We start from the raw sequence: 24,629 nt of genomic DNA on the forward strand, positions 1-24,629 counted from the left end.
GATCCCGCTCGTCGGGAGTTCTGTCCCGGGTGATGGACATCATCCGGGACGTGCGCATGCCGCACAGAAGTGCGGGGTAATCGAACGTGCAGGTCTCAAGCGGCGTTGTTCGAGTGGCTAGGGGAAGTTCGCCAACTGATCGACCTCGGATGGCTACCGGCTCTCGAACCGCTGACCTTCCCGGGCAAGGTGGACGGGCCTTCCGCAGCGCGGGAAGCCGCACGGTGGGTGCGCGAGCACCTGGGCCTGGGCGTCGGCCCGATCGACACGATGATGTCCGTGTGCGAGCGCGCCGGGCAATTCCTACTCGTCGCCGAGCTCACCGGTGATGGCGCGTCGCTGACGGATGACGGGCTGGCAGTGGCGGTCGTGAACAGCGCCGCGGATCCCGGCCGCCGCCGGGCCACTGCCGCCCACGAACTCGGCCACCTCGTTCTCGGTGACGAGTACTCGACGGACCTTGGTGTTGCAGCCTCCCGGGAGGACCGGGAACGCGCGATCGACGCGTTCGCCGCCGAACTGCTGCTGCCGGTCTCGGTCGTCAGTGAGAGCTGGCCGCAGGTGGAAGCTCTCGGATGGGCCCCGCAACCGGATCTCACCTCCGTGACAGTCCCGCCCTCGTTCGCGCACGCGGTCATGGAAGCCTGGAGGTCCGACCAGATCACGTCGGATCGTGCCGTCGAGCTGCTGCACGGCCGGATCACCATCGACGATCTGCCTCCGCGCGATGACGCCGAGTTGGCACCCTGAACAATGCTCGTCTTCGACGCCACGTGTCTGAGCCACTTCGCACTCGCGGAACGGACTGGCTCGTGCCTGCGCGACTGGACACGATCGAGGAGTTGCAGTGCTTCGCGAAATGGTGTCGGCGCATCGGCGGTGAGCCCCGTAACCGCGGCGAGTCCAGTGTGTTCGCCGAAGTGGAACGACATGGCGGTGTGGCGATCACCGACGATCGCGACGCGGTGCGGGTCGGCCGTGCCTACGACCTGTCCGTACACGGGTCGCTCTAGCTCCTCGCCCGGGCTTGCGGTGCCGGGAAGGTCACCGAAGTCAGTGCGGGCAACCTCATCGAACGCCTCCGCGAAACCGGGATGAGGTTGCCCTGCACCGGGCGTGACTTCGGCGCCTTCAGCCGACGCCACGGGCTCCTGTGACTCAGCTTTCCGGGGCGGACTCCTCGAACAGCGTGTACAGCAGCCGGTTCGGGGTGCCCTGTGGCAGGCCCGTCAGCACGTCCGGCGTGGAGTTGTTGATCAGCGCGTTCACGACCTGCTCAGGCGTGTCGTCGGGGTGTTGTTCCCGGTAGAGCGCGGCCGCGCCGGCGACGAACGCCGCGGCCATCGAGGTGCCCGAGAACGGCGTCGCGGCAGTGCTGCCGGGCGCCGTCGAGGGCACGTCCACACCGGGCGCGAGCAGGTCGACACCCAGCCCGAAGTTGGACTTCGGCGCGAAGGCGTCCGTCCGGTCGACCGCGCCGACGGTCAGCAGCTCCGGGATCCGCGCCGGCGACGAGAACGACGAGTCCACTCCCGACCAGCCCGCCGCCGCGACCACCGGCATCACGCCGATCAACCGCCGCACCGCGTTGTCCAGGCCGTCGGACGCCGGGCCGCCGAAACCGATCACCGCGACCGCCGGCTGCTTCGCGTTCTGGGTAACCCAGTCGATGCCCGAGATGATGTTGTTGAGCCGCCCGTTGCCCTTGTCGTCGAGCACCTTGACCGGCACGATCCGCGCGGCCTTCGCGACGCCGAACTCCTTGCCAGCCACGATGCCGGCCATCCGCGTCCCGTCACCGTTGCCGTCGGCCGGGTTGTCGGTGCCGCCCACGAAGTCCTTGCCCGGGTCGACCCGCCCGGCGAGATCGGGCAGCGCCGCGTCGACACCGGTGTCGATCACGTACACCGTGACGCCCTCGCCGGTGCTTTCGTAGTGGTACGTCTGGTCAACGGCCTTGTCGCGCTGGTCGATCCGGTCCAGGGCCCAGCTCGGCGGGTTCTGCTGCGCGCCAGGCGCGGCCGAAGCCGGCGCCACGGCGCCGAGGACGAGCAGTGCCGAACCGATGACCGCGCGTAATCCAGTCTTGAGCACGCCTCAGCGTTGCTCCGCTGTGGATCAGGCACAACTCGGGCCGTCGCCCGATCGTGCGTCAGGACTTCTCCAGGTACTCCGCGCGATCCTCGTCGACCAGGTCGGACACCATGTGCGCCAGGCCGGGATGCCGCTCCAGCGCCGGGTCGCCGCTCACGATCTCCTGCGCCCGCTCCCGCGCGGCCGCGATCACGTCCTCGTCCCGCAGCAGCGACAGCAGCTTCAGCCCGGACCGCTTGCCGGACTGGGCCGCGCCCAGGATGTCGCCCTCGCGCCGCAGCTCCAGGTCCAACCGGGACAGTTCGAAGCCGTCCGTTGTGGACTCGACCGCGGCCAGCCGCTCCCGCGTCGCCGTGCCGTCCAGCGTCTCGGTGACCAGCAGGCACAACCCGGGCACGCTGCCCCGGCCCACCCGGCCGCGCAGCTGGTGCAGCTGGCTCACCCCGAACCGGTCGGCGTCCATGATCACCATCATCGTCGCGTTCGGGACGTTCACGCCGACCTCGATCACGGTGGTCGCGACCAGCACGTCCAGCTTGCCCGCGGCGAACGCGCGCATCACGGCGTCCTTCTCGTCGGGCGGCATCCGGCCGTGCAGGATCCCGAGCCGCAGCTCGGACAGTGGCCCGTTCTCCAGTTCGGCGGCGACGTCGAGCACCGCCAGCGGCGGGCGGCGGTCGCTGTTGTTCGACGCGGGCTCGTCGCCGATCCGCGGGCACACCACGTAGGCCTGGTGCCCCTTGCGGACCTCCTCGACCAGCCGCTGCCACGCGCGGTCCAGCCACGCCGGCTTCTCCGCCACCGGCACGACGCTCGTCTTGATCGGCGACCGCCCGACCGGCATGTGCCGCAGCGCGGAGGTCTCCAGGTCGCCGTACACCGTCATCGCGACCGTGCGCGGGATCGGCGTCGCGGTCATGACCAGCACGTGCGGGCTGCCGCCGTTGGCCGCGCGGGACCGCAGCGCGTCCCGCTGCTCGACGCCGAACCGGTGCTGCTCGTCCACCACGACGAGCCCGAGGTCGGCGAACGACACGGTGTCCTGGATCAGCGCGTGCGTGCCGACGACGATCCCCGCCGCGCCGCTCGCGGTGTCCAGCAGCGCCTGCTTGCGTTCCTTCGTCGACATCGACCCGGTCAGCAACGTCACCTTCGTCGCGTTCTCCGCGGCGCCCAGCTCCCCCGCCTGGCCGAGGTCGCCGAGCATCTCGCGCAGCGACCGGGCGTGCTGCGCGGCGAGCACCTCGGTGGGCGCGAGCATCGCGGCCTGGCGGCCGGAGTCGACCACCTGCAGCATCGCCCGCAGCGCCACCACCGTCTTGCCGCTGCCGACCTCGCCCTGCAGCAACCGGTTCATCGGGTGCTCGCCGGACAGGTCGGCGGCGATGTCCTCGCCCACCGCGCGCTGGCCCTCGGTCAGCTCGAACGGCAACCGCTGGTCGAACGCGTCGAGCAGGCCGTCCTTCGTGCGCGCGCAGGCGGGCGCCGGCCGCGACACCGCGGAGAACCGGCGCTGCGCGAAGATCAGCTGCACCGCCATGGCCTCGTCCCACTTCAGCCGATCCCGCGCGGCCTCCAGCGCGTCGTGGTCCTTGGGGCGGTGGATGTTGTGCAGCGCGTCGAACAGGTCCATGAGCTGGTAGTCGTCGAGCAACTCGCGTGGCATCGGGTCCTCTTCGCGCTCCAGCGTGTCGAGCACCTGGCGGACGCACCGCGCGATCGACCACGACGGCATCCCGGCCGCCGCCGGGTAGACCGGGATGATCGCGCCGACGAAGTCGTCCATCGCGCTGTCGTCGTCGCCGTCGAGCATCTGGTACTCGGGGTTGGCCAGCTGCAGCGTGTTGCGGAACGCGGTGACCTTGCCCGCGAACAACCCGGTGCGGCCCAGCCGCAGCTGCCGCTCGTGCTGGTGCGGGCGGCCGAAGAAGGCGCACGAGAGCCGCCGCTGGCCGTCCGTGATGACCAGCTCCAGGATGTGCCCCGGCTTGTTGCGCATGCGGCGCAGGTTGACCTTCTCGACGCGCGCCATCACGGTCGCGTGCTCGCCGATCTCCAGTCCCGCGATGTTCGTCAGCTCGCCGCGTTCGGCGTAGCGGCGCGGGTAGTGCCGCAGCAGGTCGGCGACGGTGTGGATGTCCAGCGACTCGGCGAGCGCCTTCGCGGTCTTGGCGCCCAGCAGCGGGGGCAGCTTGTCACGCAGTCCGGTCACGCGTTCACTCCACACCGATCAGCAGCACGGCGTCGGCCTGGCCGCCGGGGTAATCCACGAACTCCACCTCCGGTCGCTCGGCCCGCAACCGCTCCCGCAGCTCGTCCGTCAGGCCCGACGGCGCCGCGGTGCCGGTCAGCACGGTGACCAGCTCGCCGCCGACGGCCAGCATCCGGTTCAGCACACCCATCGCGGCCTCGGCAGGCTCGGCGCCTGCCGGTTCGACGAGCACGACCTCGCCGTCGACGAAGCCGATCAGGTCACCGGCGTGGGCCCGTCCCACCCAGGTTATCGACTCCTCGGCGGCGACCACGAGCTCGCCACGCCGGGTCGCGGCGGCGGCCTCCGCCATGGCCACCACGTCGTCGTTCGCGCGCCGCCCGGCGTCGTGCACGGCCAGCGCGGACAGCACCTGGACCGGGGACGCGCACGGGATGACCACCACGTCGCGGTCGCCGATCATCGGGTGGCCCGCGGCGTCGTCGGCGGCCCTGGTCAGGCTCTCCCCACCGGCGAGGACGGTGATGTGACCGGCCGCGCGCTCGGTGATCAGGCCGAGCATCTCCTCGACGCTCGGCGTGGCGTGGTCCGGCACCGCGAGCACCGCGAAGCCCTCCTCACGCAGCAGCTCCGCCAGCTCCTCGCCGTGCACGACCGCGACCACCGCGCGGTCCGGCCCGGACGGCGGTTCGATCGGGGTCGGCGTGATGAGCGGTTCGACGCGGATGCCGCTGGGGCGGCCGGCGCGGAGACCGGCCTCGATGGCGGCGCCGATGTCCGCGCAGTGCACGTGGACGGCGTGTCCCCCGCTGCCGTCCCCGGCCACGGTGACGCTGTCACCGAGGTCGGAGAGCGTGCGGCGCAGGACCGGGACGTCCGCGTCGGCGACGCCTTCCAGCAGGTACATGACCTCCCACGCGTACGGGGCCTGCTCCGCGTCCGGTTCGGTGTGCGGGTGCGCCTCGCAGGAGTGCGAGATCTGGGTCTCGGTGCCGGTGACCACGCCGGCCAGGGCGTCGAAGACCGCGACCAGCCCGCGCGCGCCGGCGTCCACGACCCCGGCCGCGGCCAGGACCGGCAGCTGGTGCGGGGTCTGCTCGAGGGCCTCGGAGGCGGCCTTCGCGGCGACGGCGACGACGTCCGGCAGCTCCCCGGGCTGGGTGGCGACCGCGGCGGCGACCGCCTGCAGGACGCTGAGCATCGTGCCCTGCACCGGGCGCGCGACCGCGTCGGTGGCCGTGCGATGCGCGTTCGCGAGGGCCTTCGCCAGTGACGGCCCGTCCAGCTCGGGGACGGTGCCCGCGGTTTCGGCGAGCCCGCGGAGGACCTGGGAGAGGATGACGCCGGAGTTGCCGCGCGCGGCGAGGACGGCGCCACGGGCGAGCACGGACAGTGCCTTCGCCGCACTGTCCGTATCCGGTTCGGCGGCCAGGCGGGCGTGCGCGCCGGACATCGTGTGCAGCAGGTTGGAGCCGGTGTCGGAGTCGGCGACCGGGTAGACGTTGATGCCGTTGATGGCCGGGCACAGCACTTCCAGGCTGTGCACGCAGGCCGCCGCCCACGCTGTGATGGCATGCTCGTCCAGAGCCCGCACCGCCGACCTCCTCCCTGGTCAGGCCAGGGTAGCGACCCGGTCGCGGGACGGCGAACAGCCGTCGTTTACTATGGTCCGAGTGTCCGGCCCGCGCCGGGCGTGTTTTGTCTTCCCTGATCGTCAAAGGAGTTCGACGTGGCTGCCGTGTGCGACGTCTGTGGCAAGGGACCGGGCTTCGGCAAGTCCGTCTCGCACTCCCACCGGCGTACCAACCGCCGCTGGAACCCGAACATCCAGACTGTGCACGCCAAGATCGGCGTGTCCCAGCGCAAGCGGCTGAACGTCTGCACCTCGTGCCTGAAGGCCGGCAAGGTCGTTCGCGGCTGAGGCGCGAAGCCCGGGACGGCGAGTGCTCGCGGAGAGCGCTCGCCGTTTTTTCGCGCCTCGATGTCTTTCGGGGGTCGAACCCCCGCACCCCCGCCGGGGGCAAGCACCCTGGACCCCCGGGGTGCCGCTAAAGTACGCCGCCGTGGCAGCGAAACCCTTGCACGAGATCGTCGAAGCGGGATGGGCCAAGGCGCTGGACCCGGTGGCGGACCGCATCGCCGCGATGGGCGAGTTCCTGCGTGCGGAGATCGCCGCCGGCCGCCGGTACCTGCCGGCAGGCGAGCACGTGCTGCGGGCCTTCCAGCAGCCCTTCGACGACGTCAAGGTGCTGATCGTCGGCCAGGACCCGTACCCGACGCCCGGCCACCCGATCGGCCTGTGCTTCGCGGTGGCGCCGGACGTGCGGCCGCTGCCGAAGAGCCTGATCAACATCTACCAGGAGTACTGCGACGACCTGGGCTACCCCACGCCGTCCAACGGTGACCTGACGCCGTGGACCGAGCAGGGCGTGCTGCTGCTCAACAGGTCGCTGACCGTGCGGCCCGGTTCGCCCAACTCGCACAAGGGCAAGGGCTGGGAAGAGGTCACCGAGCAGGCGATCAAGGCGCTGGCCGCCCGCGGCAAGCCGATGGTGGCGATCCTGTGGGGCAGCAACGCGCGCAGCCTGAAGCCGCTGCTCGGCGGCGTGCCGTGCATCGAGTCGGTGCACCCGAGCCCGCTGTCCGCGCGCAACGGCTTCTTCGGCTCGAAGCCGTTCAGCCGTGCGAACGAACTGCTCCAGCGGCAGGGCGCCGAGCCGGTCGACTGGAAGCTGCCCTAACCGCAGACGGCCTATGCCTGGCAGCCGCCGCCCCCGCGCTGCCCTGCGGAACTTCCTAGTCGATCCTGCGCAGCGCGCCGCGGAACCACTGCGCCCGCTCGACGTACCCGTCCACCACTCGCCGGATCTTCTCCGGCCCGAAGGACTTGTTCTCCCGCACCTTGGCGGGGACGCCGAGCGCGATGTGCCCGGACGGCACGTGCGACGAGTACGACAGCACCGCCCCGGCGCCGACCATCGCGCCGTCCTCGATGACGCTTCCGTTGAGCACCACCGAACCCGACGCGATGAGGCACCCGCTGCCGATCCGGGCGCCCTCGACGTGCACCGCGTGCCCGATCGCCGACGACGGGCCGAGGACCGTCGGGTCCTGGGCGGTGCAGTGCAGCACGCACCCGTCCTGCACGTTGGACCGCTCGCCGATCTCGATGTAGCCGTTGTCGCCGCGCAGCACGGTCTGCGGCCACACCGACGCGTTCGGCCCGATCCGCACGTCGCCGATCACCGTGGCGTCCGGGTGCACGAACGCCGTGGGGTGGATCGACGGGGTCAGTTCACCGAGCGCGTAGATCGCCACGCGAAGCCTCCAAGTCCTTGCCCAGGTACACCGAGAGCGGATCGTCCCGGTAGTGGCCGAACGCGGGCACGTCCGTGTAGCCCGACGACCGGTACAACGCGATCGCCTCCGGTTGCTTCAGACCGGTCTCCAGCACGAGCCGCCTGCGCCCGGCGGCGAGCGCCGTCCGCTCCAGCTCCGCCAGCACGGCACGCGCGAAACCCTTGCCCCGCGCGGCATCCACGACGTACATCCGCTTCAGCTCGGCCTCGGCGTCACCGCGAACGCGCCAGCCGCCGCACGCGACCGGCTCCCCGTCCAGGTAGCCGACGACGAACAACCCCAGCGGCGGCGCGAACTCGGCCGGATCGACCGGGGTGGCGTCGGTTTCGCCGTAGCGCACGACGTACTCCTGTTGCACGGCGTCGATCAGCTTGACCGCGTCCGGATCGTCGTAGGCAACCACGCGAAGGTCCACAACGGGTCACCGTAACGGGCTCAGCGCCAGTGCTCCCAGCCAGTTTCGCCGTGGTACTCCTCACCGTCGACCGTCACGCCCGAGTCCGCCATCGTGACCGCGCCGATCCGCCGCCAGCCCTCGGGCAGGTCGGCGAACGACGGGAACGTCGCGACCAGCGCGTGGTCCTCGCCGCCGGTCAGCACCCAGGTCATCGGGTCCGCGCCCAGCGCGGTGCCGATGTCGACGAGTTTCCGGTCGACCTCCAGGTGCTCGGTCCGGACGTCGATGCCCACGCCCGACGCCTCGGCGATGTGCCCGAGGTCGGCGAGCAGGCCGTCCGAGACGTCGATCATCGACGTGGCGCCGGCGGTCGCGGCCGCGGGCCCGGCGGCGTAGTCCGGTTCCGGCGCGCGCTGGGCGTTGACGACCGCGACCGGCGAGCGGAACCCGCGGCCGAGTGTGGCCAGGCCGGCCGCGGCCCAGCCCAGCCGCCCGGACACCGCGACGATGTCGCCCGGCCGCGCGCCGGAGCGCGTCACCGGTTCACGTCCCTGCAGGTCGCCCAGCGCCGTGATGCTCACCACCAGCTGGTCCGCCCGCACCATGTCGCCGCCGACGACCCCCGCCCCGGCGCGTTGCGCTTCCGCCCACAGGCCGTCACTGAGTTCCCGGACCACCTTCGCCGGGGTGTCCGGCGGGCAGGCGAGCCCGACGAGGACGGCCGTGGGCACCGCGCCCATCGCGGCCACGTCGGCGAAGTTCTCCGCCACCGCCTTGCGCCCGACCTGGTCCGGAGTGGACCAGTCCAGCCGGAAGTGCACGCCCTGCACCAGGACGTCGGTGGTGGCGACGACCCGCCCGTCCGGCGCGGCGACGACGGCGGCGTCGTCACCGGGGCCGAGGAGGGTTGCCGCGGGCTGTCTCCGGTTCTCGGTGACGGCGCGGATGAGGCCGAACTCACCCATTCCGGCGACCGTGCCGGAGTCGGATGCCTGGTGGGTTGACATGCGTCACCTCGGTCGCTCGATAGTCGGATGACCTAGATTCGTGGTCCGTGCGGTAGGTTCTGACCACGTTCCTACCTTGAGTTAGACGCCGGAGACGAAGGGGCGCGCCGTGGTCCACGCATACATCCTCATCCAGACCGAAGTCGGCAAGGCCGCCGCGGTCGCCGCGGAGATCGCCGGGATCCCCGGCGTCACCAGCTCCGAGGATGTGACCGGTCCCTACGACGTCATCGTCCGCGCCGAGGCGGACAACGTCGACCAGCTCGGGCAGCTCGTCGTCGCGAAGGTGCAGGGCGTCGAGGGCATCACCCGCACGCTTACCTGCCCCGTGGTGCACCTGTAAGCGATGCCGGACACCGAGACCGGGGCGCCGCCGCGGGCACGGCTCGTGGTCGCGGCCGTGCTGGTGGTCGTGCTGGCTGCCGGGGTCGCGGTCATCGGGCTGATGATGCGTGATTCCGGTGACGGCGACGGGCCGCTGGCGCTCGTGCCGGTGGACGCGCCGCAGGCCGGATCGGCCGAGTGCGCGCAGCTCATCCCGGCGCTGCCCGCGCAGCTGGACTCGAAGGGCACCGCGCTGCAGCGCCGGACGATCGCGGAGCCCGCCCCGGAGGCGACGGTCGCGTGGGGTTCGCCGGAGTCGATCGTGTTGCGCTGCGGGCTGGGCAAACCGCCGGAGCTGACGCCGACCAGCCAGTTGCGCGTGGTCAGCGGCGTGCAGTGGCTGCCGGTCGAGGGGCCGGGTTCGTCGACGTGGTACGTGGTGGACCGGCCGGTGTACGTCGCGCTGACGGTGCCGGACTCCGCGGGGACCGGCCCGTTGCAGCAGATCTCGGACACCGTGGCGGCCACGCTGCCCGCCGTACCGCTGCGCTTCTGACTGCGCGCCCTAGGGAGCGGCGGTTGCCGCGCAGCCCAGCGCTCCCATCCGAAGGTGACCCGGCCTCACGCGCCACTCGCCCATCGCGCCGACCTGCCGAACTCGACCGAGGTCGGCCGCCGCAGCAACACTCGCACACCGTGGCGACCACACTGCCCGCCGTACCGCTGTGCTTCTGACTGCGCGCGGCCCTGGAGAGCCGCGGTTGCCGCGCATCCGGCGCTCCCATCCGAAGGTGACCCGGCCTCACGCGCCACTCACCCATCGCGCCGACCTGCCGAACTCGACCGAGGTCGGCCGCCGCAGCAACACTCGCACACCGTGGCGACCACACTGCCCGCCGTACCGCTGCGCTTCTGACTGCGCACCCTAGGGAGCGGCGGGTTGCCGCGCCGGCGCTCCCATACGAAGGTGACCCCACCATTCCGGACCGGCGACCGGTCCTCCACGACCAGGGCGCCGCCGCGCGTGCCAGCTGCCCGCCGTACCGCTGCGGTTCTGACTGCCGGAGCCTTGGACTGCGCCGGGAAAGTGGCCTGTGCTTCCGGCGCAGCCGCCCAAGTGCGGGGCCGGCCCGCCAGACCCGGCCGCACCCGAGTAAGCCGGTCCACCAGCAGCGCGGGTCAGCGCAGCCCGGTGCCCCTTGCCAGCGCGGTGTCGATCAGCGTCGTCAGCAGCGTGCGGTAGTCGACGCCGGTGACCTGCCACATCTTCGGGTACGCCGAGGTCGACGTGAAGCCGGGCATGGTGTTGACCTCGTTGACCGTCAGCTCGCCGTTCGGGCCCACGAAGAAGTCCACCCGCGCCAGGCCCTGGCAGTCGAGCGCCTCGAACGCCTTCACCGCCTGGGCGCGCAGCTTCTCGGTGACCGAATCGTCCAGCTTCGCGGGGATGTCCAGCTCCGCGTCCTCGCCGATGTACTTCGTTTCGAAGTCGTACCAGGCGGACTCGTCGTCGGAGAGCACGCGCACCTCGGCGGGCAGCGACGCCTCCACCCGGCCGTCCGGGAACTCCAGCACGCCGCACTCGACCTCGCGCCCGGGCACGGCCGCCTCGACCAGCACCTTCGGGTCGGTTTCGCGCGCAAGGGCGATCGCCGCGTCCAGGTCGGCCCAGTCGGTCACCTTGCTGATGCCGATCGAGGACCCGGCCCGCGACGGCTTCACGAACACCGGCAACCCCAGCCGCTCCCGGTCGGCGGCGTCCAGAGTGGACTGACCACGGCGCAGCTCGACGTAGCGCCCGACCGGCAGCCCCTCCGCGGCGAGCAACTTCTTCGCGTAGCCCTTGTCCATCGCCGCGGCGCTGGCGAGCACGCCCGGCCCGACGTACGGGATCCCGGCCATCTCCAGCAGCCCCTGCAGCGTTCCGTCCTCGCCGAAGGCGCCGTGCAGCACGGGGAAGACGACGTCGACCCCGCCGAGCGCCTCGGCGCCCGGCTCCGTGACGACCAGCTCGCGCCGCGTCGGGTCACCGGCCAGCACCAGCGACTGGCCGCCGTCGACCGAGGGCAGCTGCCGGTCCTGGATGGTGAGGGTCTTCGGGTCGGCTGTGCCCAGCACCCAGCCGCCCTCGCGGGTGATCCCGATGGGCACGACCTCGAATCGGTCGCGGTCCAGGTGCGCCAGCACGCTGCCCGCCGACAGGCACGAGATGGTGTGCTCGGTGCTCCGGCCGCCGAACACCACGGCCACCCGCGTCTTCCTCATGGGCCGTCACCCTACCGGGCTCTTGCCCCGATCCGATCAGCGCAGTAAGCCCACCAGCGTGTCCAGCGCGCCACTGAGCGCCTCCCGCGAACAGCCCGCGTAGCCGATCGCCACGCCGAAGGCCGTCGGCGTGCCGGCGAAGTGCCGCGCCAGCCCGTCCAGCCGGATCCCCCGCACCCGGCCCGCCGCCAGCCGCTCCCGCTCCACCTCCGGCGACGGGAACGGCACCACCAGGTGCGCGCCCGCGTCGTCGCCCAGCACCGTGATCCCGGCCTCGCGCAGCGCCGACACCAGCAGCACCCGCCGCTCGGACAGCTCCCGCCGCAGTTTCCGCAGGTGACGGCCCAGGTCGCCGTGCCGGGCGAGTTCGACCAGCACCCGCTGGCCCGCCGGTGACGGGCGCGTTCCCGTGCGGTCGCGGTGCCCGAGCACGGACGACGTGACCGCGCCCGGCGCGACCATCCACCCCGCGCCGAGGGTGGGCGTGAGGATCTTGCTGGTGGTGCCGAGATGCACCACGACGTCCGGCGCGAGCGCGGCGAGCAGCGGCAGCGGCGCGACGTCGAACCGCAGCTCGCCGTCGTAGTCGTCCTCGATGATCAGCATGTTCTCGGCGCGGGCCCGCTCGACGAGTTCCACCCGGCGGGCCGCGTTCAGCCGCGACCCCATCGGGTACTGGTGCGCGGGCGAGCAGTAGACCCCGCGCACGCCGGCCGGGATCGCATCCGTACGCAGGCCCTCGCCGTCGACCGGCACGCCGACCACCTTCAGCCCGGCGCTCAGGAACGCCTCCACCGCCCGCTGGTAGCCGGGCTCCTCGACGGCGACCGTGTCCCCGGCGTGGAAGACGGCCCCGGCCAGCTCGAACACCGCGGCGGTGGTGCCGCCGGTCGCCAGCACCGAGTCGGTGCCGACCGCCAGCCCGCGGTGGCGCAGCAGGTGCTCGGCGATCGCCGCCCGGTACTCCGGCAGCCCGGCCCGGTGCGCGCTGGTCAGCGGAGGTGTGTCGGCGGCGGCGCGCCAGGCCCGGCGCCAGGCGGCCCGGTCGATGCCCGCCGCCCACGGCGTGCCCGGGGTGAGGTCGAGCAGCTCTTCCGGCTCGGCGACCTCTCCGGGGACGACCCGTTGGACGGGCCGGTCACTGGGTGGTGAAGTGGTGACGTAGGTGCCGGAACCGTGCCGCCCGGTGATCCACCCTTCGGCGTGCAGTTGCTCGTAGGCGGCGGAGGTGACGGTGCGGCTGACGCCGAGCCGGGCGGCGAGGGCCCGGGTGGACGGCAGGCGGTCGCCGCCGCGCAGGTGCCCGGTCGCCGCCGCGTCGCGCAGGGCGTCGGCGAGCTGCACGGCCAGCGGCGTCGCGGCCTCGCGGTCGAGGGTGACGGGCAGCGCGGTCGCGGGCTGGGACACCAGAAGTGGCCTTTCGTTTTGTCTCGAAAGTGGATCTACCAGGAGTCCACTATACCTTCGACACTGAAGGCATGACCACGCTCTCGCCCACCCCGCGCAGCACCCTGACCCGCAAGAAGGACCGCGCGGCCACCGATCGCGAGCGCCTGTACGAGGTGCTCGACGACGGCCTGATCTGCCACCTCGGGCTCGTGCTGAATGGCTCCCCCGTCGTGCTGCCCACCGGCTACGGCCGCGACAGCGACACCCTGTACTTCCACGGTTCGACGGGCGCCGGGAACCTGCGCGCGGCGGCCACGGGCATCGACGTGTGCGTCACGGTCACTCTGCTCGACGGTCTGGTCTACGCGCGCTCGCTAAACAACCACTCCATGAACTACCGCAGCGCGGTCGTGCACGGAAGCGCGCGCCTGGTGACTGGCGAGGAGAAGATGCACGGGCTGCACGTCGTGACCGAGCACCTCACGCCGGGCTCGTGGGACCACGCGCGGGCGGTGAACGCGAAGGAGCTGGCGTCGGTTTCGGTGCTGGCGCTGGATCTCGCGGAGGCGTCGGTGAAGATCCGCGCCGGCGAGCCGATCGACGAGCCGGAGGACATGGACAGCCACGAGATCTGGGCCGGGGTGGTGCCGGTCCAGACCACCTTCGGCGAGCCCATCCCGGCCGCGTACATGCCCGCGGGTGCGCCGATCCCGCCGCACGTGCGTGCGCGTGGGTAGCGTCGGGGTGTGCTGACCACCCTCGCCGTCGAGAACTACCGCTCGTTGCGGGACCTGGTGCTGCCGTTGTCCCGGCTGACGGTCGTCACCGGCGTCAACGGCACCGGGAAGTCCAACCTGTACCGGGCGCTGCGATTGCTCGCCGACGCCGGGCGGAACGGCGCGGTCGCCGCACTGGCCCGGGAAGGCGGGCTGCCGTCGACGCTGTGGGCGGGGCCGGAGTCGGTCGGGCGCGCGGTCCGCGAGGGCCGCGCGCCGGTGCAGGGGACGGTGCGCACGAAGGCGGTGGGGCTGCGGCTCGGGTTCTCCGGCGACGAATTCGGTTACGCGCTCGACTTCGGGTTGCCCGTGCCGTCGTCGGATCCGCTGCGGCCCACCCTGTTCAACCTCGACCCGGAGTTCAAACGGGAGTGTCTGTGGCGCGGGCCCGTGCTGCGGCCGGCGGCGTTGCTCGCCGACCGGGCGGGCCCGGCGGTGCGCGTGCGCGACGATTCGGGCGCGTGGGCGGGGAGTTCGCGCATCGGGCTCACCGACAGCATGCTGAGCGAACTGGCCGACCCGCGGGCCTGTCCCGAACTGCTGGTGGTGCGGGAACGGTTGCGGTCGTGGCGGTTCTACGACCAGTTCCGCACCGACGCGGACGCGCCCGCGCGGCAGGATCGGATCGGCACCCGCACCCCGGTGCTGGACCACGACGGCGGCGACCTGGCCGCCGCATTGCGGACGATCCAGGAGTTCGGTGACGACGAAGCACTGGCCGAGGCGGTGTCCGACGCGTTCCCGCGGTCTCGAGTGGAGGTCGAAGCGGTCGACGGGTTGCTGCGGTTGCGGTTCCACCAGCACGGGTTGCTGCGCCCGCTGGGGGCGGCGGAGTTGTCGGACGGGACGTTGCGTTACCTGTTGTGGGTGGCGGCGTTGCTGAGCCCGCGGCCGCCGGAACTGCTGGTGCTGAACGAACCCGAGACGAGCCTGCACCCGGACCTGTTGCCTGCGCTGGCCGCGCTGATCGCCAAGGCCCGCGCGCAGCTCATCGTGGTGTCGCACGCGCGGCCGCTGGTGCACGCGTTGTCGGCGATCGCGCCGGAGGCCGCGGTGCTGGAACTGGAGAAGGAGTTCGGCGCGACGGTCCTCGCCGGGCAGGGCAGGCTGGACCGGCCCGCCTGGCACTGGCCGAAGCGGTGAGCCCCGCGCTCCGCCGGGTGCGGAGCGCGGGGCCGCTGGTCATTCGTCGTCGCCGCCGGTGACGTTGCCGACGCTCGTCGGGACGCCCTTGATCATGTCGATGATCGTCTTGCCTGCCAGGCCGCGGTAGCCGAACCACGGGTCCGTCATGTACTTGATGGCCTGCTCGAACTTCGCGGCGCCCTCCTCGCCGAACAGCTTGCCCAGCTGGGCGACCGAGAAGTTGCTGATCTTGTCGAACTTGGCCAGCGTCTCGGGCGTGACGCCCTCGATCTTGGCCAGTTCGTTCTTGATGGCCTGCGACATCTGCTCGGACAACCGGTGGTGCGTGGGATCCGGGGTCGCCTGGTTGCCGCCCGGTGCGCTGTTGCCCGCCTGGTTGTTGCCCGCCTGGTTGTTGCCCGCCTGGTTGTTGCCGGGCTGGTTGTTGCCGGGCTGGTTCGAGCCGCCAGGCTGGTTGTTGCCCGCCTGATTCGAGCCGCCAGGCTGGTTGTTGCCGCCGGTCTGGGACTGATCCGTGGGCTTCGGCGAGCCGGGCGCGTTGTCCGTCGGCTTCGGCGAGCCGGGCGCGTTGTCAGTTGGCTTCGGCGAAGCCGTGGCGGAGGTGTCCAGCTTCGGCGGCACGGGCACCGGCTGCACATCCGCCGGCTTGGGCGCCGGAGCGGGATCGTTGAGCTTCGGCCCACCGGACACCGGCGACGGCGGTGGGTCGGCAGGCTTCGGTGCGGCGGACGAAGTCGTCACCGCATCGTCCAGCTTGGGCCCACTCGACACGGGCGCCGCATCCGCAGGCTTCGGCCCCACAACCGGAGCCGGCGGCGGATCATTCAACTTCGGCCCACCCGACACCGGCGCCGCATCCGCAGGCTTCGGCCCCACAACCGGAGCCGGCGGCGGGTCGTTCAGCTTGGGGCCACTCGACACCGGCGCACCGGAGTTCGCCGGCGGCGGGCCGCTCGAACCGGGCTTCACCGACGGCGGCTTGGCTCCGGCGAGGTCGTCACCGGCCTTGCCGAGCTTGCTCAGCGACGCCCCCAGGTCCACCAGCTTCCTGGTCAGCTCGGCGATCTTCGCGCCGATCTTGCCCAATGCGGTGGCCACCATGCCGATCGTCGTGCCGATGAAGATCGCGATCGACGCGCCGAACGTCACCGGCGCCAGCGCCGCCGCGATCAGCGCGCCCTTGATGATCGTCGCGAGCAGCATGGCGATCAGGTCGCGCGCGATGCCGCGGAAGGCGCCGACCAGACCGCCGGCGACCTTCATCGACTTCCCGGCGTTCTCCAGGTAACCGCCGATCGCGTTGAGCTGGTCGGTCACCGCCTCCATGCTCTTGCGGAACTGGTCGGCGCCCTCACCGGTCCAGCTCTCCATCAGCGTCGCGAGCTTGGTCTGGTGGTCCTGCGCCCACTGCTCGAGCTTCGCCTTCTCGGCCTTGACCGCTTCCTCGGCCGCCGCGATGCCCTCGGGGTCGCCCCACATGATGTCCAGCGGCCACCGCAGCACCGAGATGTGCTCGATCAGCCAGCCGATCCCGGCGGTCAGCAGGCTGCCGATCGGGTCGAGTGCGAGACCCAGCGTCTCCAGCGCGAGACCGGCCGAGCCGATGCCGATCGCGACCTTGTCGTTCTCCTTGACGGCCTCGTTCAAGCTGACCGCGGCGTCGAAGAACCCGGCGCCGGTCTGCCACTTCTCGGCCATGTGCAGGCCGACGTCCCCGGGCTTGTACTCGCTCATGCCTTGAACCCCAGCAGTCCGGCAGCGGTTTCGGCGTCGTGCGCGTCGTAGGCCTTCGCGGCCTCGCGCACGTTGTCGGCGAACTCGGTGATCGTGCCCGAGTACTTGTTGAGCTGGTCTTCGGCCTTGCCGCACCACAACGTGACGCCGGCGCCGAAGATCTGCCCGACCATCCCGAAGATGCCGATGTCGCCGACGCACCCGCCGACCACCCCGGCGGTGCCCTTCAGGTTCTCCGTCAACTGGTCGAGGTGCTGGCCGAACGCGACCAGCGGAGCCGAATCGACCTCGAAACCGGAACCGCTCACCACGGCCTCATCTCGTCGTCGTCATCCGCCGGGGACGCCGGGCGCGGCCGCCGCGGCGCGGGACGCTGCTGCTGCACCGGAGACACCGGCGGAACCGGCGGCGGAGGCGGCGGTGTCGCTTCCGCCTCGGGCTCGGCGAAGTCCTCCGGCTCGTCCTCGACCGGCGGCAGGAAACTCCTGATCACCTCAGCGGACTCGCCGTCGCCCGCGATCGCGGTGAACGAGTCCGAGACGGCGCGCGCGGCCTGCCGCTGACCTTCCCGCACCGCCTCCATGATCGCGGCGGTGAGGCGCGCCGGGCCGAGGTCGCAGGCGCGGTGGCCGAGTTCGAGGCGTTGCAGCGCACCGTTCGGCGCGATCGTGACGGTCACCGAACCGTCCTTCGACCGCACCGTCGCCGACGCCTCGCCGAGCGCGTCCTGCAGCGCCGCGGCCTTCTGCTGCATCTCCCGCACCTGCTGTTCGAGCAGGTGCTGGAAGTCCTCCCCCGGCCTCAGATTCGGCTGCATCCTGCTCCCCTGCGCGCGTGTCCGATGATCAAGGCGCAGGCTACCGCAGCGATCGTGAGGTTTCGCCCGGATGCGGCGAACTCCCCGGGAACCTTTCCCTAACGGGCGAAAGGGTCAGTCGCGGACCGGTCCGGTGACCGGGTCGAGGTGGTAGGACCGCATGACCCGCCCGCCGCTGCGGTAGACGTGGATGCTGATCGCCGGGTCCGGGCCGTCGTTGCGCACCTGGTGCACGTACCCCGGCCCGAAGACTCGCGACTGCCCCGCCGACAACGCGTGCACCTCGGTCACCCCGCGCCGCGCGACGGTCTCGGTGAGACGTCCGCTGACGACGGTGAACGCGCCCGTCGAGTGCCCGTGGTCGTGCAGGTCGGTGTGCTGGCCGGGCAGCCAGCCCATCAGCCAGATCTCCTCGTCGTCGCGCGCCTCGACGAGCGCGGAGAACCGCTCGTCCGGGTCGTAGCGCAGCAGGTGCCGCCAGCGGTCGCGGTCGGCGGCGAACTCGAGCGCGACCCGCACCGGGTGGCGCAGGACGGGCTTCTCGGTCAGGGCAACGGTGTTGTCCGGAACGGCAAACATGAAAAGAGGTGTCCTCGGAAAAAGGGGGTTGTCGGGCAGGCTGGGCTGGGTCAGCGACAACAACAAGGACACAGCGCGGCGCCGCAGCGGAGATCCCGCCGGGTCATCAGGCCACGCGTCGTCATGGCGCCCACCCAACCAGCAGGCCGGGCGGGCGTCAAATCCGTTCCACTTGCTAGGACCACTCGTGCTTCTGGCGGCGGCCGAGCAGCTCGGCGCCCACCTGGCGGGGGTCCGCCCCCTCGTGGCACACGCGGTGCATCGCGTCCGTGATCGGCATGTCCACACCGTGCTTGTGGGCCAGTTCGCGGATGGACGTGCAGGACATCACGCCCTCGGCGACCTGCCCGCCCGCCGCGGCCTGCGCCTGCTCCAGCGTCTCGCCGCGGCCGAGCCGCTCGCCGAAGGTGCGGTTGCGGGACAGCGGGGACGAACAGGTCGCCACGAGGTCGCCGACCCCGGCGAGCCCGGCGAACGTCAGCGGGTCGGCGCCCAGCTTCGTGCCCAGCCGCGCCATCTCCGCCAGCCCGCGGGTGATGAGCGTGGCCGTGGTGTTGGCCCCCAGCCCCATGCCGACCGCCATGCCGCAGCTCAGCGCGATGACGTTCTTCGCCGCGCCACCGACCTCGCAGCCCACCACGTCGGTGTTGGTGTAGGGCCGGAAGTATGAGTTGAAACTGGCCTGCTGGATCGCGACCGCGCGGTCGTGGTCGGCGCACGCGAGCACCGCGCCCGCCGGCTGCCCCTGCGCGATCTCCCGCGCCAGGTTCGGGCCGGACACCACCACGATCTCGTCGCCGGACACGCCGCTGATCTCGGCGATCACCTCGCTCATCCGCTTGAGCGTGCCGAGTTCGACGCCCTTGGCGAGGCTGACCAGGATCGCGCCGCGCGGCAGGAGTTCCCGCCAGCCGGAGAGGTTCGCGCGCAGGCTCTGGCTGGGCACGGCCAGCACGACCGCCTCCGCGCCCGCCAGCGCCTCGGCCGGGTCGTGCGTCGCGGTCAGGTTGGCGGGCAGTTCGATGCCCGGGAGGTAACCGCTGTTGGCGTGCCGCTCGCGGATCTCGCCGGCGACTTCCTCCCGCCGGGCCCACATCGTCACGTCCCGGCCCGCGTCGGCGAGCACCTTCGCGAACGCGGTGCCCCACGAACCCGCGCCGAGCACGGTGATGCGCTGCACCATCGTCAGTCCGCCGCCTCGGGCTTGCGGGCGGGCGGCTGCTCACCGCGGACGTCGGCCAGCAGCTCGGTGACCCGCTCCATGAGCAGTTCCGTCACCTCCCGCAGCAGCGGACCGGTCTGCGGCTTGCCGCGGTAGGCGGACAGGTCGACCGGTTCGCCGACCGCGTGCGTCACGGTCGTGCGCGGCACCAGCCGCACCTTCTTGTGGTAGAAGTCCAGGATCTGCTGGGTGCCCCAGCGCGCCACGGGGATCACCGGGACGTCGTTGTCGAGCGCCAGCCGCGCGACCCCGGTGTGCGACCGCTTCGGCCAGCCGTTCGGGTCCTTGGTGATGGTGCCCTCGGGGTAGATGACGACGACCTTGCCCTCCTGCAGCGCCTGGTGCGCGGCGCGGAGGCTGTCACCGGCCTGCGCGGACCCGCGGTAGACCGGGATGCTGCCCGCGCCGACGAGGATCTTCCCGAAGATCGGCGTGCGGGCGAGGCTGTCCTTGGCCAGGAACCGCGGCACACGCTTCTGGCGGTGGATGAACACCGCGTCGACGGCGGGGTCCATGTGCGAGACGTGGTTCATGACCACGAGCGCCGGACCTTCCCGCGGGATGCGCTCGGCGCCGGTGTAGACCCGCCTGCCGATCCAGCTCACCGGGTAGAACAGCACGGCGGCGGCTCCGACCCAGAACCCGCCCTTCTCACGACCGGCCAAGACTCCTCCTGCTGTGTGTGTGCTGCCGGTAGCTGATCCTAGGTGCACGATTGCGGAAAGATGGGGGTGTGCCCGTACCCGTCGAAATCTCCGGCCTGATCGTCCCGCTGAAGCCGCCGCGGGCAGGCAAGTCCCGCCTGCGTGGCGCGGTGGACGAGCGCGACCACGCCGCGCTCGTACTGGCCCTGGCCTGGGACACCCTGGCCGCGGCGACCGACGCCGGCGTCCGCCTGCTGGTGGTCGCCGCGGATCCGGCAGCCGTGTCCGGCCTGCGACGCCCTGGGGTGGAGGTCGTCGGCGAGCGCGGCGACGGCGACCTGAACTCCGCGCTGCGGCAGGGCGAGGCGCTGCTCCGGCAGCGGGACCCGGACGCCGTGGTCGGGGCGATTCAAGCCGATCTGCCCGCTTTGCGTCCCGCGGAACTGGCCGCAGCGCTCGCCGCGGCGGAGGGCAGGCGGGTGTTCGTCGCGGACGCCGACGGCACCGGCACGACGCTGTTGCTGTCCGAACCGGGCGGGCCCCTCGACCCGCGGTTCGGCGCCGGTTCGGCCGCGGCGCACGCCGGGTCCGGCGCGGTGCCGCTGGAACTGGACCTGCCGACCCTGCGCCGGGACGTGGACACCCCGGCGGACCTCGCGGAGGCCTGCCGCCTGGGTGTCGGCGACCGGACACGGGCGGTGCTCTGCTCACGGGAGGTCGCGTGAACATCACCCGGCCGCTCGGCGAACTGCTCCGGGTGGTCCTGCGGAGCACGGGTGAACTGCTCAATCTCTCACTCGGAGTATCGGCAGGCAGGCCCGAAGTAGGGAACAATGCGAGGGTGAGCAGCGACGAGACCAACCCCCCGGCAACGACCCAACCGGCGTCCGGCGAGACCGCCGCGCCCACGAGATTCCGCGCCATCCCGTCCGCGCCCCCGGCGGTGACCCCGTCGTCGGACCTGCCGCCCGCGTCCCTGCCCGACGACCGGTACTTCAACCGCGAGCTGTCGTGGCAGGACTTCAACGCCCGGGTGCTGGCGCTGGCCGAGGACGCGTCCCAGCCGCTGCTGGAGCGGGCCAAGTTCCTCGCCATCTTCGCGTCCAATCTGGACGAGTTCTACATGGTGCGGGTGGCCGGGCTGAAGCGCCGCGACGAGACCGGCCTGCCGGTGCGCAGCGCCGACGGGCTCACCCCGCGCGAGCAGCTGGCCTACATCGCCAAGCGCAACCAGGACCTGGTTGAGCGGCACACCGCCGCGTTCGAGGAGCACGTCCGCCCGGAGCTGGCCAAGCACGACATCCAGATCGTGTGCTGGGCCGATCTGGAGGCGGACGACCAGGCGCGGCTGTCGGACTACTTCACCGAGCAGATCTTCCCGGTGCTGACGCCGCTGGCGGTCGACCCGGCGCACCCGTTCCCCTACATCTCCGGGCTGTCGCTGAACCTGGCCGTCACGGTGCGGGACCCGGACCTGGGCACCGAGCGGTTCGCCAGGGTCAAGGTGCCGAACAACGTGCCGCGCCTGATCCGCGTCGAGCAGCAGCGGGAGAGCCGCGTCGCGACGTTCCTGCCGTTGGAGGAGCTGATCGCGGCGCACCTCGGTGAGCTGTTCACCGGCATGGAGGTCACCGAGCACCACGTTTTCCGGGTGACCCGCAACGCCGACGTGGATGTGGACGAGGACCGCGACGAGGACCTGTTGCAGGCACTGGAGCGGGAGCTGGCGCAGCGCCGGTTCGGCCCGCCGGTGCGGCTCGAGGTCGCCAACGACATGAGCGAGCACGTGCTCGACCTGCTGCTGCGGGAGCTGGAGGTCGATCCGCACGACGTGGTCGAGGTGCCCGGGCTGCTGGACCTGACGTGCCTGATGCAGCTTTCCAGTTTGGACCGCAAGGAACTGAAGGACCGCCCTTTCGTCCCGGCCACGCACCCGGCGTTCGGTGAGCACGAGACGCCGAAGAGCGTCTTCGCCACCCTGCGCGAGGGCGACGTGCTCGTGCACCACCCGTACGACTCGTTCTCCACGAGCGTGCAGCGGTTCATCGAGCAGGCCGCCGGAGACAGCAAGGTGCTGGCCATCAAGCAGACCCTGTACCGCACGTCCGGTGACTCCCCCATCGTGAACGCGCTCATCGACGCCGCCGAGGCGGGCAAGCAGGTCGTGGCGCTGGTGGAGATCAAAGCCCGGTTCGACGAGGAGGCCAACATCACCTGGGCCCGCACGCTGGAGCGGGCCGGGGTGCACGTGGTGTACGGGCTCGTCGGGCTGAAGACGCACTGCAAGGTGGCGATGGTGGTGCGCCAGGAGGGCTCGACCATCCGCCGCTACTGCCACATCGGCACCGGCAACTACAACCCGAAGACGGCGCGGCTCTACGAGGACGTCGGCCTGCTGACTGCGGACCCGGACATCGGCGCGGACATCACGGACCTGTTCAACGTGCTGACCGGGTATTCGCGGCAGGACACCTACCGCAACATCCTCACCTCACCGGCCGGGATCCGGCGCGGCATCCTGCGGCTGATCGACGAGGAGATCGAGCACAAGCACGCCGGCGCGGAAGCCGGTATCCGCATCAAGTGCAACTCGCTCGTCGACGAGCAAATCATCGACGCGCTCTACCGGGCCTCCGCCGAAGGGGTTCCGGTGGAGATCGTGGTGCGGGGTATTTGCGCCCTGAAACCGGGCGTGCCCGGACTGTCCGAGAACATTTCCGTCCGGTCCATTCTCGGGCGGTTCCTGGAGCATTCCCGCATCTTCCATTTCCTCGCCGGGCGCACCTACTGGATCGGCAGCGCGGACATGATGCACCGCAACCTGGACCGCCGGATCGAGGCGATGGTGCAGGTCAAGGACGTGCGGCTGACCAGGCAGCTGGACGAGATCCTCGATTCGGCGCTGGACCCGGCGACGCGGTGCTGGGTACTGACCGACAGCGGGGAGTGGCAGCCGTCTCCCGCGGACACCACCCAGGTCCGCGACCACCAGAACGAGTTGTTGAAGAAGCACGGGGCCAACGGGTGAGTTCTGTTCGTGTCCGCGCCGCGGGTGCGGTGCTGTGGCGGACCGGTTCCGGCGGGGTCGAGGTGGCCGTCGCGCACCGACCCCGCTACGACGACTGGTCGCTGCCGAAGGGGAAGCTCGACAGCGGGGAGACCCTGCCCGCCGCGGCGGTGCGGGAGATCGCGGAGGAGACCGGTTTCCGGGCTCATCTGGGGCGGCACCTGCGGACGGTGCGGTACTCGGTGGCGGCCGGGCCGAAGTCGGTGGACTACTACAGCGCGGCGGCTGTTTCGGGGGCTTTCGAGCCCAACGAGGAGGTCGACGAGCTGAGGTGGCTCGCGCCCGCGGAGGCGGCCGGGTTGCTGTCGTACGACAGTGACCGGTCGGTGCTCGAGGATTTCGAAGCATTGCCTGCGGGGTTGACCACGCTGTTGCTCGTGCGGCACGCGAAGGCCGGAAAGCGGGACGAGTGGCGCGGTGACGACGACCTGCGCCCGCTGTCCCCGAGCGGCATCCGGCAGGCAGCCGCGCTGCGGGCGTTGTTGCCGCTGTTCGGACCGGACAGGGTGGTGGCCGCTCCCCGGTTGCGGTGCGAGCAGACGGTGCGCGGCGTGGCGGACGACCTCGGTGTGCCGGTGGAGCACGAGGACCTGATGGCGGAAGAACACTACTGGGACGACCGGGACGCCGGGCTCGCCAGGCTGCTGGCGCTGGTGTCCGTCGGCGGGACGCCCGTGGTGTGCAGCCAGGGCGGGGTGATCCCGGACCTGGTGACACGGTTGGCCACGCGAGACGGCGTGCGCCTGCCTGTGGATGAAGGTGAGAAGGTGCCGAGCAAGAAGGGCTCGGTGTGGGTGCTCTCGTTCCGGGCCGCGCCCGGCAACGGCGGACCCCAGCTCGTGGCGGCGGACTACCTGCCCACAGCGCTGCCAACCCCCGCCACGAGCCAGGTGTAGTTCAGTCCGCCTGCGACGGTGGTCGCAGCGCACCGACGCCCCCCGCCCACCTCGCCAACGCAAGCCGATAACGGCAGCGGACCGACCAACGCACCAGGCCTCGCCCCCATTCCGCAACCGCCGCCCGGCAACGCCAGCGGACCGACCACACCCCGGCCCTCCCCCACGCCGCGAACGCAAGCCGACAACGCAAGCAGACCGACCACCCCAACCAGACCTCCCCCGCCCCCGATCCACAGCCTGCTTTTGGTCGCCGATCAGCGGGGTCAAGGTACTCTTTCCCGCCTTGACGCCGCTGCTCGGCGACCGATACACAATCGAGGTGAGGGGGCGGGGGAGGTCGGCACCCAAGGCGACCTTTCTCGCGCCGTGAGGCGCACCGTCCGAAGGGCGGACTCCCCGCCTACCCAAGGCGCGGCTCTAAAGATCAAGAGATAGTCCTCGCCGGACGGGCAGGCTCCGGGATGACAGAAGAGCCTCTCGTGTCACCTTGGGTGGGTGGCTGGGTGGTCATCCCGTCGCCTTCCGGTTTGTGCATATCACCTTGAGCCAGGGCCGCAAGGTTGGCATGCCCGGCCTGCGGTGAGCACAGAGGTTGCGGCCCTGGCTCAAGGTGATGGCGCCGGTGTCAGGCGACGGGATGACCACCCAGCTCGCGTTTTGGGCCCAAAACGCGGCAGGGCCCCCGCGGGTTACGCGG

The 24,629-nt window shown here is 71.5% G+C and carries 25 protein-coding genes; 11 read left to right on the forward strand and 14 right to left on the reverse strand.

The annotated features are described in order from the left end of the window. The first annotated feature begins 228 nt into the window (after positions 1-228). On the forward strand, positions 229-750 hold the full coding sequence (locus AMYTH_RS47105; protein WP_051362763.1) for an ImmA/IrrE family metallo-endopeptidase: 522 nt from the start codon (positions 229-231) through the stop codon (positions 748-750). A 62-nt stretch (positions 751-812) separates the two neighbouring features. After that, positions 813-1,013 carry a hypothetical protein gene (locus AMYTH_RS0120370; RefSeq protein ID WP_027931872.1) on the forward strand — a complete coding sequence of 67 codons (201 nt, stop codon included), beginning with the start codon at positions 813-815 and terminating at the stop codon, positions 1,011-1,013. Between the two features lie 145 nt (positions 1,014-1,158). On the opposite strand, the gene AMYTH_RS0120375 is transcribed toward AMYTH_RS0120370, so the two are convergent. From AMYTH_RS0120375 to AMYTH_RS0120385, 3 genes are read right to left on the reverse strand one after another with little or no spacing between them, the layout of a single operon-like run. Further along, positions 1,159-2,094: a S8 family peptidase gene (locus tag AMYTH_RS0120375; protein WP_027931873.1), complete on the reverse strand. Its 936-nt coding sequence runs from the start codon at positions 2,092-2,094 to the stop codon at positions 1,159-1,161. Positions 2,095-2,152: 58 nt separating this feature from the next. Beyond that, positions 2,153-4,306 (reverse strand): ATP-dependent DNA helicase RecG, encoded by a 2,154-nt coding sequence (gene recG / locus AMYTH_RS0120380; RefSeq protein WP_027931874.1) that lies wholly within the window; start codon positions 4,304-4,306, stop codon positions 2,153-2,155. Between the two features lie 4 nt (positions 4,307-4,310). Further along, positions 4,311-5,900 (reverse strand): DAK2 domain-containing protein, encoded by a 1,590-nt coding sequence (locus tag AMYTH_RS0120385; protein ID WP_027931875.1) that lies wholly within the window; start codon positions 5,898-5,900, stop codon positions 4,311-4,313. A gap of 135 nt (positions 5,901-6,035) precedes the next feature. On the opposite strand from AMYTH_RS0120385, the gene rpmB reads away from it, so the two are divergent. Together rpmB and AMYTH_RS0120395 are read left to right on the forward strand one after the other, a co-directional pair. After that, the gene (gene rpmB / locus AMYTH_RS0120390) at positions 6,036-6,227 is read left to right on the forward strand and encodes a 50S ribosomal protein L28 (protein WP_017987500.1); all 192 of its coding nucleotides are present in this window, start codon (positions 6,036-6,038) and stop codon (positions 6,225-6,227) included. Positions 6,228-6,369: 142 nt separating this feature from the next. Next, positions 6,370-7,047, forward strand: coding sequence for a uracil-DNA glycosylase (locus AMYTH_RS0120395; RefSeq protein ID WP_027931876.1), 678 nt, complete (start codon positions 6,370-6,372; stop codon positions 7,045-7,047). Positions 7,048-7,102: 55 nt separating this feature from the next. Here the strand turns inward: AMYTH_RS0120395 and AMYTH_RS0120400 are convergent, their stop codons facing one another. Genes AMYTH_RS0120400 through AMYTH_RS0120410 form a run of 3 tightly spaced genes read right to left on the reverse strand, consistent with a single transcriptional unit; the run spans position 7,103 to position 9,070 of the window. Then, positions 7,103-7,624 (reverse strand): gamma carbonic anhydrase family protein, encoded by a 522-nt coding sequence (locus AMYTH_RS0120400; RefSeq protein WP_027931877.1) that lies wholly within the window; start codon positions 7,622-7,624, stop codon positions 7,103-7,105. Next, complete coding sequence (locus AMYTH_RS0120405) at positions 7,602-8,081, reverse strand: GNAT family N-acetyltransferase (RefSeq protein WP_027931878.1); 480 nt, start codon at positions 8,079-8,081, stop codon at positions 7,602-7,604. Before AMYTH_RS0120405 ends, AMYTH_RS0120400 begins: the two co-directional genes overlap by 23 nt. A gap of 20 nt (positions 8,082-8,101) precedes the next feature. Continuing rightward, positions 8,102-9,070 carry a thiamine-phosphate kinase gene (locus AMYTH_RS0120410; protein ID WP_027931879.1) on the reverse strand — a complete coding sequence of 323 codons (969 nt, stop codon included), beginning with the start codon at positions 9,068-9,070 and terminating at the stop codon, positions 8,102-8,104. 109 nt (positions 9,071-9,179) lie between these two features. Here AMYTH_RS0120410 and AMYTH_RS0120415 point away from each other — a divergent pair, with 109 nt between their 5' ends. Both AMYTH_RS0120415 and AMYTH_RS0120420 read left to right on the forward strand, forming a co-directional pair. Then, on the forward strand, positions 9,180-9,413 hold the full coding sequence (locus tag AMYTH_RS0120415) for an Lrp/AsnC ligand binding domain-containing protein (RefSeq protein ID WP_017987495.1): 234 nt from the start codon (positions 9,180-9,182) through the stop codon (positions 9,411-9,413). 3 nt (positions 9,414-9,416) lie between these two features. Next, entirely contained in the window at positions 9,417-9,950 is a 534-nt protein-coding gene (locus AMYTH_RS0120420) for a DUF3515 domain-containing protein (protein WP_027931880.1), read from the forward strand. 623 nt (positions 9,951-10,573) lie between these two features. Here the strand turns inward: AMYTH_RS0120420 and AMYTH_RS0120425 are convergent. Together AMYTH_RS0120425 and pdxR are read right to left on the reverse strand one after the other, a co-directional pair. After that, on the reverse strand, positions 10,574-11,659 hold the full coding sequence (locus AMYTH_RS0120425; RefSeq protein ID WP_037322622.1) for a D-alanine--D-alanine ligase family protein: 1,086 nt from the start codon (positions 11,657-11,659) through the stop codon (positions 10,574-10,576). A 36-nt stretch (positions 11,660-11,695) separates the two neighbouring features. Further along, on the reverse strand, positions 11,696-13,066 hold the full coding sequence (pdxR, locus tag AMYTH_RS0120430; RefSeq protein WP_027931882.1) for a MocR-like pyridoxine biosynthesis transcription factor PdxR: 1,371 nt from the start codon (positions 13,064-13,066) through the stop codon (positions 11,696-11,698). A gap of 71 nt (positions 13,067-13,137) precedes the next feature. On the opposite strand from pdxR, the gene AMYTH_RS0120435 reads away from it, so the two are divergent. After that, on the forward strand, positions 13,138-13,785 hold the full coding sequence (locus tag AMYTH_RS0120435) for a pyridoxamine 5'-phosphate oxidase family protein (protein ID WP_027931883.1): 648 nt from the start codon (positions 13,138-13,140) through the stop codon (positions 13,783-13,785). Positions 13,786-13,794: 9 nt separating this feature from the next. Beyond that, positions 13,795-14,967 carry an AAA family ATPase gene (locus AMYTH_RS0120440; RefSeq protein WP_027931884.1) on the forward strand — a complete coding sequence of 391 codons (1,173 nt, stop codon included), beginning with the start codon at positions 13,795-13,797 and terminating at the stop codon, positions 14,965-14,967. A gap of 39 nt (positions 14,968-15,006) precedes the next feature. On the opposite strand, the gene AMYTH_RS47110 is transcribed toward AMYTH_RS0120440, so the two are convergent. The 6 genes from AMYTH_RS47110 to AMYTH_RS0120475 form a co-directional block, all read right to left on the reverse strand. Continuing rightward, positions 15,007-16,704 (reverse strand): WXG100 family type VII secretion target, encoded by a 1,698-nt coding sequence (locus tag AMYTH_RS47110; RefSeq protein ID WP_051362764.1) that lies wholly within the window; start codon positions 16,702-16,704, stop codon positions 15,007-15,009. Next, positions 16,701-17,012 carry a type VII secretion target gene (locus AMYTH_RS0120455; protein ID WP_378366231.1) on the reverse strand — a complete coding sequence of 104 codons (312 nt, stop codon included), beginning with the start codon at positions 17,010-17,012 and terminating at the stop codon, positions 16,701-16,703. The genes AMYTH_RS47110 and AMYTH_RS0120455 overlap by 4 nt, the downstream gene beginning before the upstream one ends. Beyond that, positions 17,009-17,521 carry a YbaB/EbfC family nucleoid-associated protein gene (locus tag AMYTH_RS0120460; protein WP_027931886.1) on the reverse strand — a complete coding sequence of 171 codons (513 nt, stop codon included), beginning with the start codon at positions 17,519-17,521 and terminating at the stop codon, positions 17,009-17,011. Before AMYTH_RS0120460 ends, AMYTH_RS0120455 begins: the two co-directional genes overlap by 4 nt. A 114-nt stretch (positions 17,522-17,635) precedes the next feature. Continuing rightward, positions 17,636-18,100, reverse strand: a complete 465-nt coding sequence (locus AMYTH_RS0120465) for a cysteine dioxygenase (protein WP_017987486.1) — start codon at positions 18,098-18,100, stop codon at positions 17,636-17,638. Positions 18,101-18,275: 175 nt separating this feature from the next. Next, positions 18,276-19,283 (reverse strand): NAD(P)H-dependent glycerol-3-phosphate dehydrogenase, encoded by a 1,008-nt coding sequence (locus tag AMYTH_RS0120470; protein ID WP_027931887.1) that lies wholly within the window; start codon positions 19,281-19,283, stop codon positions 18,276-18,278. A 2-nt stretch (positions 19,284-19,285) separates the two neighbouring features. Further along, positions 19,286-19,987: a lysophospholipid acyltransferase family protein gene (locus AMYTH_RS0120475; RefSeq protein ID WP_027931888.1), complete on the reverse strand. Its 702-nt coding sequence runs from the start codon at positions 19,985-19,987 to the stop codon at positions 19,286-19,288. 68 nt (positions 19,988-20,055) lie between these two features. Here AMYTH_RS0120475 and cofC point away from each other — a divergent pair, with 68 nt between their 5' ends. The 3 genes from cofC to AMYTH_RS0120490 all read left to right on the forward strand — a co-directional run bounded on the left by cofC (position 20,056) and on the right by AMYTH_RS0120490 (position 23,929). Further along, positions 20,056-20,691 (forward strand): 2-phospho-L-lactate guanylyltransferase, encoded by a 636-nt coding sequence (cofC, locus tag AMYTH_RS0120480; protein WP_020421983.1) that lies wholly within the window; start codon positions 20,056-20,058, stop codon positions 20,689-20,691. A gap of 116 nt (positions 20,692-20,807) precedes the next feature. Then, a complete protein-coding gene (locus AMYTH_RS0120485) occupies positions 20,808-22,994 on the forward strand; it encodes an RNA degradosome polyphosphate kinase (RefSeq protein WP_017987482.1) in 2,187 nt (728 codons plus the stop codon). Continuing rightward, entirely contained in the window at positions 22,991-23,929 is a 939-nt protein-coding gene (locus AMYTH_RS0120490; protein WP_084022639.1) for an NUDIX hydrolase, read from the forward strand. The genes AMYTH_RS0120485 and AMYTH_RS0120490 overlap by 4 nt, the downstream gene beginning before the upstream one ends. The last annotated feature ends 700 nt before the right edge of the window (positions 23,930-24,629 follow it).

It is taken from the genome of Amycolatopsis thermoflava N1165, from assembly GCF_000473265.1.
Classification (GTDB): domain Bacteria; phylum Actinomycetota; class Actinomycetes; order Mycobacteriales; family Pseudonocardiaceae; genus Amycolatopsis_E; species Amycolatopsis_E thermoflava.

What these genes read in the sequence shown, in the direction of transcription:
- AMYTH_RS0120465 (WP_017987486.1), bottom strand. Translation starts at nt 18,100, where the DNA reads ATGTTTGCCGTTCCGGACAACACCGTTGCCCTGACCGAGAAGCCCGTC.
- AMYTH_RS0120435 (WP_027931883.1), top strand. Translation starts at nt 13,138, where the DNA reads ATGACCACGCTCTCGCCCACCCCGCGCAGCACCCTGACCCGCAAGAAG.
- AMYTH_RS0120420 (WP_027931880.1), top strand. Translation starts at nt 9,417, where the DNA reads ATGCCGGACACCGAGACCGGGGCGCCGCCGCGGGCACGGCTCGTGGTC.
- AMYTH_RS47110 (WP_051362764.1), bottom strand. Translation starts at nt 16,704, where the DNA reads ATGAGCGAGTACAAGCCCGGGGACGTCGGCCTGCACATGGCCGAGAAG.
- AMYTH_RS0120470 (WP_027931887.1), bottom strand. Translation starts at nt 19,283, where the DNA reads ATGGTGCAGCGCATCACCGTGCTCGGCGCGGGTTCGTGGGGCACCGCG.
- AMYTH_RS0120425 (WP_037322622.1), bottom strand. Translation starts at nt 11,659, where the DNA reads ATGAGGAAGACGCGGGTGGCCGTGGTGTTCGGCGGCCGGAGCACCGAG.
- AMYTH_RS0120410 (WP_027931879.1), bottom strand. Translation starts at nt 9,070, where the DNA reads ATGTCAACCCACCAGGCATCCGACTCCGGCACGGTCGCCGGAATGGGT.
- AMYTH_RS0120460 (WP_027931886.1), bottom strand. Translation starts at nt 17,521, where the DNA reads ATGCAGCCGAATCTGAGGCCGGGGGAGGACTTCCAGCACCTGCTCGAA.